Origin of the sequence: Sinorhizobium sojae CCBAU 05684 (genome assembly GCF_002288525.1) — a bacterium.
Taxonomy (GTDB): domain Bacteria; phylum Pseudomonadota; class Alphaproteobacteria; order Rhizobiales; family Rhizobiaceae; genus Sinorhizobium; species Sinorhizobium sojae.
On sequence record NZ_CP023067.1, the window covers coordinates 3645142 to 3661387 of the forward strand.

Consider the following 16246-nt stretch of genomic DNA (forward strand, 5'->3'; position numbering starts at 1 on the left):
TTTGCGCGTCTGAAAAGACGCGCAGCACTGTAGCGGTGCAGCCACTCTTGGCGCTTCGACAGCCCAAGTGTGCGTAAAAGTTGACGCGCGAGATTCGCGGTCTTCATCGCACAGCGGGATTGCCGTTGATGGTTGCGGCATAACGAAAGAAGGGCGCCCGTCGGCGCCCTTGCAAATCATTGGAAGTAAGTCATCGGAAAGCAGGCTCGACCTACGCTCCCAACCCTTCGAACAGCACCGTCGAGAGATAGCGTTCGGCGAAAGACGGGATGATGACGACGATGGTCTTGCCGGCGTTCTCTTCGCGCTGCCCGACTTCGATCGCCGCCTGCAACGCCGCACCGGCGGAGATGCCGACCGGCACGCCTTCGAGTCTCGCGACCAGGCGCGCGGCCTCTACCGCTTCGCCCGCGTTGACGGTGATCACCTCGTCGTAGATCGATGTGTCGAGGATCGACGGCGCGAAGCCGGCGCCGATGCCCTGAATCTTGTGCGGTCCGGGCGCGCCGCCGGAAAGGACCGGCGATTCTTCGGGCTCCACCGCGATTACCTGGACTGACGGTTTGCGTGCCTTCAACACCTGGCCGGCACCGGTTATCGTGCCGCCGGTGCCGATGCCGGACACGAGGATATCGACCGCGCCCTCGGTGTCGTTCCAAATTTCCTCGGCCGTCGTCCTGCGGTGGATTTCTGGGTTGGCCGGGTTTTCGAACTGCTGCGGGATGATCGCATCGGGTAGCGTTTCGACCAGTTCCTGCGCCTTGGCGATGGCCCCCTTCATGCCCTTGGCGCCCTCCGTCAGCACCAGTTCCGCACCAAGCAGCGCCAGCATTTTGCGCCGTTCGACCGACATCGTCTCCGGCATGGTGAGGATCAGCTTGTAGCCCTTGGCGGCCGCAACGAAGGCAAGCGCGATGCCGGTATTGCCGGAGGTCGGCTCGATGAGCGTCGTGCGCCCCGGGGCAATCCTGCCCTGAGCCTCGAGCGATTCCACCATGGCGACGCCGATCCGATCCTTGACTGAGGCGATCGGGTTGAAGAATTCGAGCTTGGCGAGCAGATTCGCCTTGACGCCCTTCTCCCCGGCAAGCTTGTCCAGCCGGATGATCGGCGTGTCGCCGATCGTTTCGGTGATCGAGGAATAGATGCGGCCGCGGCCGGGCTTGCGCGCTTCGGGCATTTCGTTTCTCCCTTTCGTATGGACCGGTTGACCGCGAGAATAGGGGCGTTGCTCGGCTCGGGCCAGAGCGGGACAGCCCCGGATTGGCGCAACTGGAGGAAAAAACGATGCCAAAACCGCGGGTCGGGGAATGTTTTTCCGCTCGCGGCCCAGAGGCAACTCATTCGAAAACGGGGCGCATGAAGCTGCGTTCATAGCTCGCGATGCAGCGTGTCTCTTCTGCATAGGCGAAGGCCGCCTGGCATTCGGAATCCGTCGCCATCTTCTCGCGATAGGCCTCGTAGGCCGCAAGCGAGGGAAAGCTGAAGAGCGCGAGTGCGATGTTGTTCGCGCCCTCATGCGGCATGAAGTAGCCGTGGTGACTGCCGCCGAGGCGGTTCACCAGCGGAATCCAGAGCTTGGCGTAATGCTCGAACTCCTCGACCTTGTAGGGATCGATGACGTATTTCAGATAGCAGGTGATCATGATGCGCTCCGTTTGCGTGCGAGTCTGATAAGCGGGATGGACCGAAGATTCCAGCCGAGATTGGTACCGGCGGCGGCAAGCAGGATCGCGGCCGATCCGGCGATCTGGACCGCTTGCAGCGCGTGACCGAAGGCAATGCGTTCGACCACGATCGCAGCGATCGGGTAGATGAAGGAGAGCGCACCGGTCACATGGGTCGGCAGCTTCTGGATCGCCCCGTATAGCAGGATGTACATGACACCGGTATGGACAACGCCGATGACGATCAGCAACATCCACTGCGTCCCGTCCTGCGGCAGCGGGTTGGCAAGCGCGAAGGGCGCCAGCATCACGGCACCAGTGATCACTTGAATCAGTGCGATGAGCAGCGGTGGTGTGCCCTGGAGAAGCTTCGTGACGATCGCCGCGATGGCATAGAAGAAGGCGGCTGCGAGGGCGAGCCCGACGCCGGCGAGATAGTTGGCGGGCTCGAAACCACCCGCCGGCTTGGCGGAGACGATCGCGATCATGCCGGCGAAGGACACCGAAAGCCAGAAGAGTTTGGCCGGGGTGATCCTTTCACCAAGAAAGAGGGCGCCGAGCCCGAGCAGCATGAAGGGCTGGGTGTTGTAGACCATCGTCGCGATCGAGATCGATGCGCGCGGGTAGGCCGCAAAGAGCAGCAGCCAGTTAACCACGATCGCCATACCACCGGCAACGGAGAGGACGATTACGCGCAGGCGTAGACGGCGGAGGTCAATGAGGCCAAGCATGGCCGCAAGCGCGGCGAGAGTCGCGGCCCCGAAAACACAACGCCAGAAGACGACGCCAGCCACCGGCTGACCGGACATCAGGACGAACCAGCCGATCGTTCCCGAGATCAGCATCGCCGCCGTCATTTCCGCACGTCCACGCCTGGTCTTCCTGTCCATCATACCGGTCCCCTTCCACAACTTCGGGAGAGCATAATGAGCTGATGGGAAGTTTTATATAGAATGAGTGAGGCAATTGCGCTGTTATGTCTTACAATGTTAGACTTGTTTAGAGATTTACCTAACAGGTATCAGCCATGCTCGATGAACTGGATCGCCGCATTCTCGAAATTCTTGCCGCGAATGCCCGCGTCTCGCTGAAGGAAATCGCGCAGGAAGCCGGGCTTTCATCGCCAAGCGCGGCCGAGAGGCTGCGCAAGCTCGAGGAGCGGGGCGTGATCAATGGCTTCACCGTCAATGTGAATCCCGCCCGCCTCGGCTACCCCTTGCAGGCGGTCGTGCGGGTACGTCCTATGCCGGGCATGCTGCATATCGTCGAAAGGCTGATCCAGGAAACTCCGGAAATCGTCGAGTGCGACAAGATCACCGGCGACGATTGCTTTGTTGCCAAGCTTTTCGTGCGCGATATGGGGGAACTTGATACGATCCTCGACCGCATCGCCGAAAAGGCGCAGACCAATACTTCGATCGTCAAGTCGACGCCGGTCAAGCGGCGCCTGCCGCCGCTTATTTAGCGCCGGTCGAGCCGAAGCCGCCGGCGCCGCGCGCGGTTGCGCTCGCTCCGTCCGCTTCGCGCACGGTCGCCTGAACCACCGGCGCGACCACCATCTGGGCGATGCGCATGCCGCGCTCAACGACGAAATCTTTTCCTCCGAGATTGACGAGGAGCACCTTCACCTCGCCGCGATAGTCGCTGTCGATTGTGCCCGGCGTATTGAGGCAGGTGATGCCATGCTTGAAGGCGAGGCCCGAGCGTGGCCGCACCTGTCCCTCATAGCCAGCCGGAAACTCGAAGATGAAACCGGTCGGGACCAAGTCGCGGCCCCCCGGCGGGATCGTCATAGGCGCCTCGGCCGGCACCGCTGCGCGCAGGTCCATGCCGGCCGCGCCCGCCGTCTCGTATGCCGGCAGGTCGAGGCCGGCCGCATGCGACAGTCGAACGAGGGTGAGGGCGGGGTGGTTTTCGGGCGTGCTCATGGTCATGCCGTCATAAGGGCGATGGGCCCCGCTCCAGTCAATTGCATATTGGCCTCCGAGCCTGTAAAGGACGCCGCAACTCACAGGATACTCGATCATGGCCGAAAGCATTGCCGAGGCGGTTTCCCGCCGCCGCACATTTGCGATCATTTCGCACCCGGACGCCGGTAAAACCACGCTCACGGAAAAGCTGCTGCTCTTTGGCGGCGCCATCCAACTCGCTGGCGAGGTCAAGGCCAAGAAGGATCGCATCCAGACCCGATCGGACTGGATGAAGATCGAACGCGAGCGCGGCATCTCGGTCGTGACCTCGGTGATGACCTTCGAATACGACGAAACTGTCTTCAACCTGCTCGACACGCCCGGTCACGAGGACTTCGCGGACGACACCTACCGTACGCTGACAGCGGTCGATGCGGCGGTCATGGTCATCGACGCAGCCAAGGGTATCGAGCCGCGCACGCTGAAACTCTTCGAGGTCTGCCGCCTGCGCGACATCCCGATCATCACCTTCGTCAACAAGATGGACCGCGAAAGCCGCGATCCGTTCGAGATCCTGGACGAGGTCGAGCAGAAATTGGCGCTTGATTGCGCGCCGGTGACTTGGCCGATCGGACGCTCGAAAACCTTCTGCGGCACCTACCATCTCGCAACGAACGAAGTGCGCGGCGCCGACACGCAGGAGCACCTGACCAAGGTCAACGACCCGGAAACGGCCTCGCACCGCCTGCCGGAAAACGAGCGCGATGCCTTTATCGAGGAGACGACGCTCGCGATCGAGGCCTGCAAGCCCTTCGACCGCAAGGCCTTCCTCGAGGGTCATCTGACGCCGGTCTTCTTCGGCTCGGCGCTCCGCAATTTCGGCGTCCGCGACCTGATCAACGCACTCGGTGAATTCGCGCCGCCGCCGCGCGCCCAGGTCGCCGACATCCGCACCGTCGAGGCGACGGACGCCAAGATGACGGCCTTCGTCTTCAAGATTCAGGCGAATATGGACCCGAACCATCGCGACCGTATCGCCTTCGTGCGCGTCTGCTCGGGCAAGCTCGAGCGCGGTATGAAGGCGCGGCTCTCGCGCACCGGCAAGCAGATGGGGCTGACGGCGCCGCAATTCTTCTTCGCCTCCCAGCGCCAGCTCGCCGATACCGCCTTTGCCGGCGATGTCGTCGGTATCCCGAACCACGGTACGCTCAGGATCGGCGACACGCTGACCGAAGGCGAGCCGTTGGTATTTCAGGGCGTGCCTAACTTCGCGCCGGAAATCCTGCGCCGTGTCCGGCTCGAGGATGCTATGAAGGCGAAGAAGCTGAAGGAGGCACTGCAGCAGATGGCGGAAGAGGGCGTCGTGCAGCTCTTCTCGCCGGACGACGGGGCGCCCGCAATCGTCGGAGTCGTCGGCGCACTGCAGCTCGACGTCTTGAAGGAGCGCCTGCAGGCGGAGTATGGCTTGCCCGTCTCCTTCGAAATGTCGCGCTTTTCCGTCTGCCGCTGGATTTCCGCCGACAGTCTCGCCGATCTCGACAAGTTCATCTCTGCCCATCGCGGCGACATTGCGCGAGACCTGGATGGCGATCCGGTGTTCATGGCGCAGGACGGCTTTTCGCTGCGCTACGAGGCGGAACGCTATCCGGCGATCAAGATGGTTGCGGTCAAGGAGTATCACGTCGCCAAGGCGGCGTGAGGCTTTCAGAGGCCGTTTCCTTCAGCAACCGAAGCTTGGCGCTGAGCGGTTCAGCACGGCACTCCGCGGGTTGACGGACCAGATCGCGCGGATGGCCGCATGGAGCTCGTCGACGAGCTGTCTTACATCGGTCTCGGCATCGACGTGCAGAGCTTCCGCGACGATCAACACACTTGCAGTCTCGTCTCGCACCGCCGAGTGGCCGCTCTGACGGTTGGTCCAGCGCCGCGCATGCGCGCGTCCGCTCGCGTCGGCGAAGATGACTTCCTGTAGGTCGGGCAACTCCACGTCGCCGGCGAATGTCGTGTAGATTTCATCGCCGACGGCAGGTCGGACTTCGAGATCGCCGGTGATCCTCGCCAGATCGAAGACAGCGACCGGAATAGCATATGCAAGCGAAGCGGCGTTGCAGAGGTCGATCATTGGATGAATTTTTGGCAGCGCTCCCTCCTTCCGGAATCGCCGGAGAAGTGCCTCGGAGGCTGAGCGATATTGCGTCGGCTTGAGCCCCATGCGTGCGAAGCCGCGTCGCCAGGCCTGGATCTCCGGGAGTTCGCTCTCCGTGTGCTCCGAAAGCCGTGCTCTCGCGATCGCCCCAAAATGCGCGACATGCTTCTCGACCGCGACGTCCTTGCGGATGCCCTCCGTTTGAATTGCGCCTGCGGCGAGTTCGGGGAAATCGTTCCAAATGCCGTTTGAGTGGCGAAAATACATGAGGTTGCTCTTTACAGGTTGGTTGAGGGCTCGACCGCATCAGACTTTGCGTGCCCGACGCTTGGGAGTTTCGCTGCCCGAAGGCTGAGGCCCAAGGCGGCCATGAGCACTGCGCCGGTGCCTATCATCTGATTGGCGGCAATCGGTTCGCCGAGCAAGGCAGCGGCGAGGAGAACGGCGGACACGGGCGCCAGAGCGGTGAAGACCGAGGCCTCGGTACCGCTGACCTTCGCGAGCCCCGCATACCAGAGCAGGAAACCCCCGACAGTCGGCACGAGCGCATAGTAGACCACGGCAGCGAGGGCGGGTGCGGTTGCTGCGCGCGTCGAGGGAAGTTCCGCAAGCGCAAACGGTGCGGCGATCGCGCCGCCAAAGCCCGCCATCAGCGTTGATAGGGTCAATGGTGGGATTTCCGCGTTGAAGCGCTTGCCAAGGAGAATGAACAGACCTTCGCAGACGACGGCGCCGAAGATCAGCGCACTGCCGGTGAGCGAATGCGTGCCGCTGGCATCCGGCTGCAGGACGATCGCTAGAACGCCCACGGCGGCAAGGGCAGCGGCCATAAGCACGAGGCGACCCGGCCTTTCACCAAGGATAATGACGGCGATCGCGGCTGAGACCACGGGAAGCGTGCCGATGATGACGCCGGCATCCCCTGCGGGCGTCAGCTTGAGACCGGAAATCAGCAAGGTCGTGTAGCCGACGCTGCCGGCGCCCGCCTGCAGGAGCAGGATGAGCCAATCGAGCTTCGGCAGCCGCGGCCATGGCGTTGCGGTTGCCCGCAGCAGAAACAGAAAAAGCGGGAGAGCGATCACGAAACGCAGCGCCGTTGCCGTGAACGGCGGCAGGCCGGCGGCTATGATCTTGCTTGCAATGACCGTGCTGCCCACCAGCACCATCGCCAGCGAAAGATAGAGATATCCTTGAAGTTGATTCGACATCCTGCCGCCGCTTCTTGTCAGTGGCGGCATAAAACCTGATCAGAGCGCGGCGGTCTTGAACGGAATTGCGGGGCCTCTCACGGCTTGCGCATAGGCACCGGGTGAAAATCCGTATTTCCGCACGAAGACGCGGGTCATGTGGCTCTGGTCGGCAAAGCCGCTGGCAACGGCCGCTTCCGCGAGTGGTGTGCCGGCGGCAATCAGCCGCCGCACGATGTCGATCCGCCGCTGGATCAGATAGGCGTGCGGCGTAAACCCGGTTGCCTTGGTAAAGCCGCGCACGACCTGGAAACGGCTGAGGCCGCTTTCGCGCGCGAGGTCCGCCAGGGTGAGCGGAGCCAGCGGATCGTCGTCGACGAGTGTCACGGCCGAGGCGAGAGACTTCGGCACCTTGGTCTGGGCGTTCGGCCGCGGGGCAAGCTGCATCGCATCCGCCAAGACGGTGACCGCCAGTTCCTCCCAGCGAAGGTTCGCATCGGAGCCGGCTGCCGCCGCAACCGAGAAGAGCGCGCGAAACCGGGCAGCAAGCGCGGCATTCCTGATGACCGGGTTTGCGAATTCGCAGCTTCTTCTCCGCCCCTCGCTGATGTCGCCGGCGGCGGCATCGACCAGCGACGGCTCGAAATAGAGCATCCGCCACGAGCGGTCGGCGTCGCCGATTGGCGCTCCGTCATGGACTTCGCCCGGATTGACGGTGATCACGTCTCCCGCTTGCGCCTCGACCCTCCCGCGGCCGCTCAGCGACTTCTGTGCGCCCTGATGGATGAGGCCGATACCGAACTGCTCGTGCGTGTGGCGTGCAAAACTGTGTCGTGTCGTGGCTTCCACCACGTCGATGCCGGCGATTCGTCGCGGCAGCAGTCTGAATTGGCCTCTCGTCACCTTCCGCTCACCACTGTTCTTCATTGAGCCGTCATGCAGGTATAGCGTTTGCGTCGGCTAGCGGCAAAGAGGTGGGTTCGGTAAGCAGTATCGAGGCACACGCTCGATGGAGGTTGTCATGGTTTTTACAGGGCGCATGCTGAAGCGCCTTCGGCTCCTGAGCGGCATGAAGCAGAGCCACGTGGCGGAGCTCTTGCAGGTCACACAAGCGACCATCTCGCGATGGGAGGCCGGCCTGCTCACGCCTTCCGAGAATCAGACGGCGGCGCTCGAATGCCTATTCGAGAAGGTGCCGCCGTCGGCGGACGCCGCGCTCAGGCGGCTCGTCGAAATGTCGACGGCGAAGGTGCATCTGATCTGCGACTACTCGCACCGGCTGCTCGCGGCCTCGCCGTCCCGCCGGGCGGAGTGGCGGCGGGAACTGCTGGGCCTCCCGATGCTCCGCTATGCTTCGGACGAAATTCAGGAAGCGGAACGCAGTCTCACCGATCTCGGCTGGTACGATGGCCAAACGGCTTCCCTTCTCGTCGACACCGGGCCGAACAGGCGGGACGACGTGCCGATCGTGGCCGGGCGCGTGCTTTGGGAGCGCATCCCGCTTGCCGATGGTGCGATGGGGCGGTTGGTGACTACGCTGACGTGACCGCCATGCATAAATTATGCGTTGTTCCTTCCACCGGAGCACGGCTAGCCTCAAGAAAAACGAGGAGTAACGCATGACGATTCTGGTGACCGGAAGCGCTGGCCATCTGGGCGAGGCGCTGATGCGGGTGCTGCGTGAGGCAGGGCGCGACGTGCGCGGCATCGACATCAAGCCCTCCGATTTCACCGATATTGTCGGCACGATCGCCGACCGTGCCTTTATCCCGTGTGCCATGAAGGATGTGCGTGCCGTCATCCATGCGGCGACGCTGCACAAGCCGCATGTCGCGACGCACGGCTATTCCGATTTCGTCGAGACCAACATCGCCGGAACGCTCAACCTGCTCGATGCGGCGGCGAAAGCCGGGGTCGACGCTTTCGTCTTCACCAGCACCACGAGTGCCTTCGGCTCGGCCCTGACGCCGCCTCCCGACGCGCCGGCGGCCTGGATCACCGAGGACGTCGCGTCCATTCCGCGCAATATCTACGGCACCAGCAAGGTGGCTGCCGAAGGCTTCTGTGAGCTCTTCGCCCGGCGACATGGGCTACCGGTTATCATCCTGCGCACCTCGCGCTTCTTTCCCGAGGCGGACGACGACGCCGAGATCCGCAGCCGCTTCGAGACGGCCAACACCCAGGCGAACGAACTGCTCCATCGCCGCGTCGACATAGAAGACGTGGTAAGCGCCCACTTACTCGCGGCGGATCGGGCGAAGGCGGTCGGGTTCGGCCTCTTCATCGTCTCGGCGCCGACGCCGTTCGCGCGCGATGATCGTTTGGAACTGCGCCGCGACGCCCCCTCCGTCGTCCACCGCCTCTATCCCGAATGCCACGCACTCTACGCTGAGCGCGGCTGGCAGCTCTTCCCGTCGATCGACCGCGTCTATATCAGCACGCGCGCTACCGAAGCGCTTGGATGGAAGCCGAAATACGACTTTCGCCACGTACTCTCCTCGCTTGCTCGCGGCAAGGATTTCCAAAGCCCCCTGGCGCGCGCGGTCGGCTTGAAGGGCTATCATGACACGGTCTTCGCCGACGGGCCCTATCCGATCGCGTGAGGCCGGAGCATTTTGCAGGCAGGTTGAAATCACCTGACGTCCTCGCTCAATCCTCCGCATTGCCCGGCAGCTTGCCGATATTGATCCAGGGCAGGGCGGAAGAGCACCAGATCTGCGAGCGCGGCGTCAACTCGCGACGCTGATTGCTCGTGCCGACACGAATGCCGATTTCCTCCGCATCGTCGCCTTCTCCCGTCGTATAGATCGGCGAGCCGCATTCCGGGCAGAAGAATTGTAGCCGCTTGCGGCCATTGTCAGCGGTCTTGATGTAGAGCTTTGGCTCGCCTCCGGTCAGTCGAAACGAGGGATGCGGCGTGCTCGCCGTGACGCGAAAGGCCGAGCCGGTCAGCTGCTGGCAATCGGTGCAATAGCAGATCGATACCTCCTCCGGGTCGATTTCCGCCTCATAGGTCACGAACCCGCAATGGCACTGGCCGTCGATATGCATGGGAGGCTCCTCGTTTCCTACCTGATCTTCAATCGATCCTATTCAAGGAGGAATGGGCGGCATATCAAAATGCGATAGCGCCGCGCTTCGGAAAAAGACGCGCGGCGCTGTTGGGCGAATATGATTGGTCGTTCGAAGGCCTCTTCTCCTCGACCGGCTCAAACGCCGGTGAACAGCCACTCATGTTCCTTCGCGTTGTGGAATTTCCAGATCCGTTTCGGCCCCGCCATGACGTTGAGATAGTAGGAATCATAGCCGTGCACCGCGGCGACGGGGTGATACCCTTTCGGCACCAGCGTGACGTCGCCGTCTTCCACGGCCATGGTCTCGTCGAGCGAGCGGTCATCCGTATAGACGCGCTGCATGGCGAAACCCTGCGGCGGATTGAGGCGATGATAATAGGTTTCCTCGAGATAGCTCTCGGCTGGCAGATTGTCCTGGTCGTGCTTGTGCGGCGGGTAGGAGGAGGTGTGGCCGCCGGGCGTGATCACTTCGACGACGAGCAGCGACTGCGCCGAGCCGTCGTCTTCCGGCATGATATTGGTGACGTAGCGTGTGTTGGTGCCCTTGCCGCGCGTCATCTGCGGATGGGTGCCCGGGCGGATGACCTTGGCCTTGAAGCCTTCGCCGCCAGGCGCCGAGCAGACGGCAAGATCGAGGTCGGTCGTCGCCTCGGCCTGCCAACGGCTGCTCTTTGGCACATAAACGGCGTAGGGCTGCCCCTCGAAGGGCGTCATGCGCTCGCCGAGCTCGCCGAACTCCTCGCCGTCGACGGAGATCTTCGCCTTGCCGCTCACGAGTACGACGCAGAGTTCTTTCTCGCCGGCCTCACCGCCGGCCGTCTCGCCGGGCTTCAGGCGGTTGAGCGAGAATCCGACATAGGTCCAGCCGGCGCTCTCGGGCGTGATATCCTGCATCAAGCCGGTCTCAGCCTGGGGTTTGACGAGCAGTTTGGACATTTCGAGGGTCTCCTGATCTTGCAGTTCTCTGATGGCTGTCCCTCACCCTAACGCTCGCCCGCTTGCGGGGAGAGAGGATTCTGGAGCTTGCCGCGCTGTCCCTTTTCCTCCTCGTGCCGAGAGGTGGACTTGGATGGCCCCGCATATCCCTTCTCCCCGCGAGCGGGGAGAAGGTGGCGGTAGCCGGATGACGGGCGAACCGATCGACAGTTGAGGGGGCTTACTTGTCCAGCCCGACCTCCTTGGCAAAAGCCTTCAGCGACCTCAGCCCGAGCGACTGATATTCGAACGGATTGCGTACCGCCGAATCCTGTTCGGCCTCGATCACCAGCCAGCCATCATAGCCGTGCTCGGCGGCAATTTTCAGAACCGGCAGGAAGTCGACGCCGCCCTCGGCGTCGCCGGGCACGGTGAAGACGCCGCGTCGCACGCCTTCGAGGAAGGAGAGACCTTCGCTCTCGACCACCTTGCGGACGGCAGGGCGGACGTTCTTGCAATGGATGTGGCGGACGCGATGCATGTATTTGCGCGCCACTTCCGCCGGATCAGAACCGCCGAACCAGGCATGGCCGGTGTCGAGCAGCAGCTTGGTCGCAGGACCCGTGTTCTGCATCAGGAGATCGATCTCCTCGCCGGTCTGGACGATCGTGCCCATGTGGTGGTGATAGACGAGATCGATGCCTTGGTCGGCGCAATATTGCGCAAGCGCCTCGAGGTCGGCGCCGAACTTCTGCCATTGGTCGGCCGGCAGCACCGGCTTGTCCTTGACGAGGGACTTTGTATCGTCGCCATGGATTTCGTTCGAGGTCTCGCAGACGATCGCCACCTTGCAGCCATTGTGCTTCAGGAGGTCGAGATGCGGCTGAATCGCCTTCTTCTCGGCCTCAAGGTCATGGGTGAGCAGGTTGGTGGAGTGCCAGCCGGATACGAAAACGAGGTCGTAAGAGGCAAGCTTCTGCTTCAGCGCTTCCGGATCGGAGGGCATCTTGTGTCCTTTCTCGATGCCGTCGAAGCCGATCTTCTGGCAGTCGGAGAGGCAATCTTCGAGCGTCAGATGCGCACCGATCGAGTGGTCGTCGTCATTGCTCCAGGCAATCGGGTTGGTTCCGTAGCGGATCATGGTTTGTGCTTTCTGGTACATCGTCCACAAGGAGCGGATGGTTTGTTGTGATCTCGTGATGCGGAAAGGGTGTACACGACAAGGCGCCATCACCCGGCTGCCGCCCCCTTCTCCCCGCAGGCGGGGAGAAGGGATATGCCGCGCCCTCTCCAGTCGCCTCTCCCGCCAACGGGGAGAGGCAGGGTGATAATTCTCAGCCGAAGCGCTGCGACTGGAGCGCCTTCTCGTAGCCTTGGCGCGCCGTTTTCACCTGCTCGCGCTCCGAAACCTCCGGAACCGCGACGTCCCACCAGTGGCCGCCGGCCTCCGTCGTGATCAGCGGGTCGGTGTCGATGACGATGACGGTCGTACGCTTCTCGTTGGCGGTTTCCGCCAGCGCCGTTTCCAGTTCCGGTATCGAGCCGACCTTCCGGGCGACGGCGCCCATCGCGGCGGCATGCGCGGCGAAGTCGATCTGCGGCAGTTCCACGTGGTGGGTGTCCATGAGCAGATTGTTGAAGTTGGCGCCGCCGGTTTCCATCTGCAGCCGGTTGATGCAGCCGTAGCCGGCATTGTCCAGGAGAACGATGGTGAACTTTGCCCCGAGCATGATCGAGGAGGCGATCTCGGAGTTCAGCATCATGTAGCTGCCGTCGCCGACCATGACGATCACGTCGCGCTCGGGTCTCGCGAGCGCGACGCCGAGACCGCCCGCAACCTCGTAACCCATCGTCGAGAAGCCGTATTCCATGTGATAGCCGCCAGGCTCTTCCGCTTGCCAGAGCTTGTGCAGCTCGCCCGGCAGCCCGCCGGCCGCGCAGACGAGCGTCGTCTTTCGGCCGCCGCGCGCGCGTTGCACGGCGCCGATCACCTGGGCATCGGAGGGGAGCGCCGTATTGGTCGTGGCCGTCGCCTTGTCGGCGGTCACCATCCATTCGGTCTTGCCGGCCTTGGCTTCCTCGGTCCAGGCGCTCTCGGCCTTGTGTTCGTCGAGCCCGGCCGAGATGCGAGCGAGCCCGATCCGCGCGTCGGAGATCAATGGCAGGGCGTTGTGCTTGCCCGCATCGAAGGGCTGAACGTTCAGGCCGACGATCTTCAGTTCGTCGTTCTTGAAAAGAGCCCAGGAGCCGGTGGTGAAATCCTGAAGTCGCGAACCTACCGCGAGTACAACATCGGTCTCTTCCGCGAGCCTGTTGGACGCGGAGGTTCCGGTGACGCCGACCGAACCCATGTTGAGCGGATGCGAATGCGGCAGCGACGACTTGCCGGCCTGCGTCTCGACCACCGGAATGCCGTGCTTCTCCGCGAATGCGGCGAGTTCGGCGCTCGCTTCCGAATAGAGCACGCCGCCGCCGGCGACGATGATCGGCTTTTTCGCTTTCTTCAGCGTCGCGATCGCCGCGGCGAGCTCGTCGGGATCGGGCTCGATCCGGCGCGGCACCCAGACCTTCTCGTCGAAGAAGGATTCCGGATAGTCATAGGCTTCCGCCTGGACGTCCTGGCAGAGCGAGAGCGTCACCGGGCCGCAGTCGGCCGGGTCGGTCAGAACCTGCATGGCGCGACGAAGCGCCGGGATGATCTGTTCGGGCCTGGTGATGCGGTCGAAATAGCGAGAGACCGGACGGAAGCAGTCATTGGCTGAAATTGTGCCGTCGCCGAAGCTTTCGACCTGCTGCAACACCGGATCGGGTCGGCGATTGGCGAAGACGTCGCCCGGCAGGAACAGGACGGGCAGACGGTTTACATGGGCAAGTGCCGCCGACGTCACCATGTTGAGCGCGCCCGGTCCGATGGAGGTCGTGCAGGCCATGAAGCGGCGACGGAAGCTCGCCTTCGCGAATGCGATGGCCGCATTGGCCATCCCCTGTTCGTTCTGGGCGCGGTAGGTCGGCAGGGTTTGGCGCACCGCATAGAGCGCCTCGCCGACGCCGGCGACGTTGCCGTGGCCGAAGATGGCGAAGACGCCGCCGAAGATCGGCACGCGTTGGCCGTCGATTACAGTCATCTGCCGCGTGAGGAACCGCGCCACGGCCTGTGCCATGGTGAGGCGCACGGTTTTCTGACTCATTTTCTGTTTCCTCCTGGTGCGAAGTCTCGGCTTCGCCCTTTTCGCTTGATGCCGCCCGCAGGCTTCGACTCTCAAAAGTTAGATACGGGCGGAAATCCGCCGCGCGCTTTCCTCGTCCTGCCTTATGCGGCCTTTGTCTCACCCAATTTCAGCCAGAGATCGACTAGCGCCTTGAATTTCGCGGCCATGTCGGCGACGGCCTGTTCATCGGTCATCGAACCGGTGAGCCAGGCCTTGGCGGCATCGGCGAAGATCGTCCGGCCGACCGCGAAACCTTTCACCGTCTTCGATGTCCTGGCGGCGGCAAAGCCGTCCTTCAGGACTTCATAGGGTGCCTCTAGGCCGAGGAGGACGACCCCGCGGCAGAGCGGGTCGCGCGTCTCGATCACGGCGTCGATGGCAGCCCAGGCGCCGCGGCTCGCCTGCGGCTCGAGCTTCCACCAATCGGGCTTCAGCCCCGCATCATAAAGCTCGTTGAGCGCGCGCGGAACAGTCTGGTCGTCGAGTCGGCCATGTTTGCTGGCAATGATTTCGATCAGGATCTCGCGGCCGACCTTGCGCGCCGCCTCGAAGGCCGAGCGCAGTTTGGCGATCTGGGCCGCCTTGAGCTCGGCCGGGTCGTCCGGATGGAAGAAGGACAGTACCTTGATGCAATGATCGACGGGCCAATCAATCAGACGGCTGCCGAGATCCTGGCTGAATTCGAACTGCAGCGGACGTGAGCCGGGAAGCTCGATCGGCTTGGCGATCCAGAAGTCGCGATAGGCGCCCGCGGCGAAGAGTGCGTCGCGGCCGTATTTATCGTCGATCAGCATGCCGAAGCCGGGGCGGCCGCCGGCGACTTCCGTAGCGGCCTTGACGGCCAGCGCCTTGAAGGCAGGAATGCGCCCCAGGCGCTCCGCATTTCCTTCGGCGATGTCCTCCAACTGGCTACGGTGGTCGATCGCGAGCGCCATCAGAAGCGGGATCTCGCGCCGGCGCGTCGTCGCCCAGTGAACATGGTTGATCGCCTCGTCCTTGCGCAGCGCCTTTTCCTCGCTGCCGTGCTCGAGGAAGTATTGTAGCTCGATCCAGGTCGGGATTTCCGGCGCACAGAGCAGGCGCGACACCGCAAACGCGCCGCAGGCATTTGCCCAGGTGGCGGAGGTTGCATGCGGCTCGCCGGTGAGCCAGCCGCGCAGGAAGCCGGACATGAAGGCGTCGCCGGCGCCGAGCACGTTATAAACCTCGATCGGGAAGCCCTTACCGACGATGCCGTCTTCGAGATCGTCCGAAATCGCTCCGTCATAGACGATGCAGCCCATCGGGCCGCGCTTCAGCACGATCGTGGCGTGCGAGAGCGAGCGGATGGTCTTCAGCGCGTGGAGCAGATCGCTCTCGCCGGATGCGATTAGGACCTCTTCCTCGGTACCGACGATGAGGTCGCAATCGCCGAGGACGGTTTTCAGATGCGCCGAGACACGGTCGGAGGCGATATAACGGCTTTCGCCAGCATCATGGCCGGCAAGACCCCAGAGGTTGGGGCGATAATCGATGTCGAAGACGATCCTGGCGCCGTTCTCCTTGGCGATCCGCATCGCCTTGCGCTGGGCGGCATCCGTATTCGGCTTGGAGAAATGCGTGCCGGTGACAAGGATCGCGCGGGCGGAGCGGATGAAATCCTCCGAAATGTCGTCTTCTGAGAGCGCGTTGTCGGCGCAATTGTCCCGGTAGAAGAGCAGCGGGAACGATTTCTCGTTTTCGACAGCGAGGATCGCCAGCGCCGTCAGGCGCTCCGGATCGGTGACGATGCCGCGGGTCTCGACACCTTCGCGTTGCAACTGCTCGCGGATGAAGCGTCCCATCTGCTCGTCGCCGACGCGCGTCAACAGCGCCGATTTCAATCCGAGTCTAGCCGTGCCGACCGAGATGTTGCAGGGACAACCGCCAACGGACTTGGCGAAGCTTCCCACGTCTTCCAGGCGAGTGCCGATCTGTTGGCCGTAAAGGTCCACCGAGGCTCTGCCGATGGTGATGATGTCGAGGGGCTTGGCGCCCTTTTCCGATGGAATTCGGGCCGATGGAACCTGGCTCACTGCTTCCTCCCCGCGGGCGCCGTATTGGCGCCGGCAGTTATCCTATGTCACTGGGCGATGAGCTTATGAAACATAAATTCCGCC

Annotated in this window: 16 protein-coding genes; 4 read left to right on the top strand and 12 right to left on the bottom strand. The window is 63.0% G+C overall.

The window, feature by feature from the left end; genetic code table 11:
- Positions 1–211: 211 nt before the first annotated feature.
- The 3 genes from cysK to SJ05684_RS17610 form a co-directional block, all read right to left on the bottom strand.
- Positions 212–1180: a cysteine synthase A gene (cysK, locus tag SJ05684_RS17600; RefSeq protein WP_034853685.1), complete on the bottom strand. Its 969-nt coding sequence runs from the start codon at positions 1178–1180 to the stop codon at positions 212–214.
- A 160-nt stretch (positions 1181–1340) separates the two neighbouring features.
- Positions 1341–1646 (bottom strand): NIPSNAP family protein, encoded by a 306-nt coding sequence (locus SJ05684_RS17605; RefSeq protein WP_034853687.1) that lies wholly within the window; start codon positions 1644–1646, stop codon positions 1341–1343.
- A complete protein-coding gene (locus SJ05684_RS17610; protein ID WP_034853730.1) occupies positions 1643–2557 on the bottom strand; it encodes a DMT family transporter in 915 nt (304 codons plus the stop codon). The genes SJ05684_RS17605 and SJ05684_RS17610 overlap by 4 nt, the downstream gene beginning before the upstream one ends.
- 137 nt (positions 2558–2694) lie before the next feature.
- Here SJ05684_RS17610 and SJ05684_RS17615 point away from each other — a divergent pair, with 137 nt between their 5' ends.
- Entirely contained in the window at positions 2695–3132 is a 438-nt protein-coding gene (locus tag SJ05684_RS17615) for an Lrp/AsnC family transcriptional regulator (RefSeq protein ID WP_034853689.1), read from the top strand.
- On the opposite strand, the gene dut is transcribed toward SJ05684_RS17615, so the two are convergent.
- Positions 3125–3595, bottom strand: a complete 471-nt coding sequence (gene dut / locus SJ05684_RS17620) for a dUTP diphosphatase (protein WP_172901123.1) — start codon at positions 3593–3595, stop codon at positions 3125–3127. The genes SJ05684_RS17615 and dut overlap by 8 nt on opposite strands.
- Before the next feature lie 97 nt (positions 3596–3692).
- Here dut and SJ05684_RS17625 point away from each other — a divergent pair, with 97 nt between their 5' ends.
- The gene (locus SJ05684_RS17625; protein ID WP_034853691.1) at positions 3693–5276 is read left to right on the top strand and encodes a peptide chain release factor 3; all 1584 of its coding nucleotides are present in this window, start codon (positions 3693–3695) and stop codon (positions 5274–5276) included.
- A 21-nt stretch (positions 5277–5297) separates the two neighbouring features.
- Here SJ05684_RS17625 and SJ05684_RS17630 read toward each other — a convergent pair whose 3' ends face one another.
- From SJ05684_RS17630 to SJ05684_RS17640, 3 genes are read right to left on the bottom strand one after another with little or no spacing between them, the layout of a single operon-like run.
- Positions 5298–5990 (bottom strand): B3/B4 domain-containing protein, encoded by a 693-nt coding sequence (locus tag SJ05684_RS17630; RefSeq protein ID WP_034853692.1) that lies wholly within the window; start codon positions 5988–5990, stop codon positions 5298–5300.
- Between the two features lie 11 nt (positions 5991–6001).
- The gene (locus tag SJ05684_RS17635) at positions 6002–6931 is read right to left on the bottom strand and encodes a DMT family transporter (RefSeq protein ID WP_034853694.1); all 930 of its coding nucleotides are present in this window, start codon (positions 6929–6931) and stop codon (positions 6002–6004) included.
- 39 nt (positions 6932–6970) lie between these two features.
- Complete coding sequence (locus SJ05684_RS17640) at positions 6971–7813, bottom strand: AraC family transcriptional regulator (protein ID WP_050979967.1); 843 nt, start codon at positions 7811–7813, stop codon at positions 6971–6973.
- 118 nt (positions 7814–7931) lie between these two features.
- On the opposite strand from SJ05684_RS17640, the gene SJ05684_RS17645 reads away from it, so the two are divergent.
- Together SJ05684_RS17645 and SJ05684_RS17650 are read left to right on the top strand one after the other, a co-directional pair.
- Positions 7932–8456: a helix-turn-helix domain-containing protein gene (locus tag SJ05684_RS17645; protein ID WP_034853696.1), complete on the top strand. Its 525-nt coding sequence runs from the start codon at positions 7932–7934 to the stop codon at positions 8454–8456.
- 73 nt (positions 8457–8529) lie between these two features.
- Positions 8530–9513 carry an NAD-dependent epimerase/dehydratase family protein gene (locus tag SJ05684_RS17650; RefSeq protein WP_034853698.1) on the top strand — a complete coding sequence of 328 codons (984 nt, stop codon included), beginning with the start codon at positions 8530–8532 and terminating at the stop codon, positions 9511–9513.
- A gap of 46 nt (positions 9514–9559) precedes the next feature.
- Here SJ05684_RS17650 and SJ05684_RS17655 read toward each other — a convergent pair whose 3' ends face one another.
- The 5 genes from SJ05684_RS17655 to SJ05684_RS17675 all read right to left on the bottom strand — a co-directional run bounded on the left by SJ05684_RS17655 (position 9560) and on the right by SJ05684_RS17675 (position 16162).
- Positions 9560–9961 carry a GFA family protein gene (locus SJ05684_RS17655; protein ID WP_034853700.1) on the bottom strand — a complete coding sequence of 134 codons (402 nt, stop codon included), beginning with the start codon at positions 9959–9961 and terminating at the stop codon, positions 9560–9562.
- Between the two features lie 158 nt (positions 9962–10119).
- Complete coding sequence (iolB, locus tag SJ05684_RS17660) at positions 10120–10920, bottom strand: 5-deoxy-glucuronate isomerase (RefSeq protein ID WP_034853701.1); 801 nt, start codon at positions 10918–10920, stop codon at positions 10120–10122.
- 220 nt (positions 10921–11140) lie between these two features.
- Positions 11141–12040, bottom strand: coding sequence for a myo-inosose-2 dehydratase (gene iolE / locus SJ05684_RS17665; RefSeq protein ID WP_034853734.1), 900 nt, complete (start codon positions 12038–12040; stop codon positions 11141–11143).
- Between the two features lie 193 nt (positions 12041–12233).
- On the bottom strand, positions 12234–14087 hold the full coding sequence (gene iolD / locus SJ05684_RS17670) for a 3D-(3,5/4)-trihydroxycyclohexane-1,2-dione acylhydrolase (decyclizing) (RefSeq protein ID WP_034853703.1): 1854 nt from the start codon (positions 14085–14087) through the stop codon (positions 12234–12236).
- Positions 14088–14209: 122 nt separating this feature from the next.
- Positions 14210–16162, bottom strand: coding sequence for a bifunctional 5-dehydro-2-deoxygluconokinase/5-dehydro-2-deoxyphosphogluconate aldolase (locus SJ05684_RS17675; protein ID WP_050979966.1), 1953 nt, complete (start codon positions 16160–16162; stop codon positions 14210–14212).
- Positions 16163–16246 lie beyond the last annotated feature (84 nt).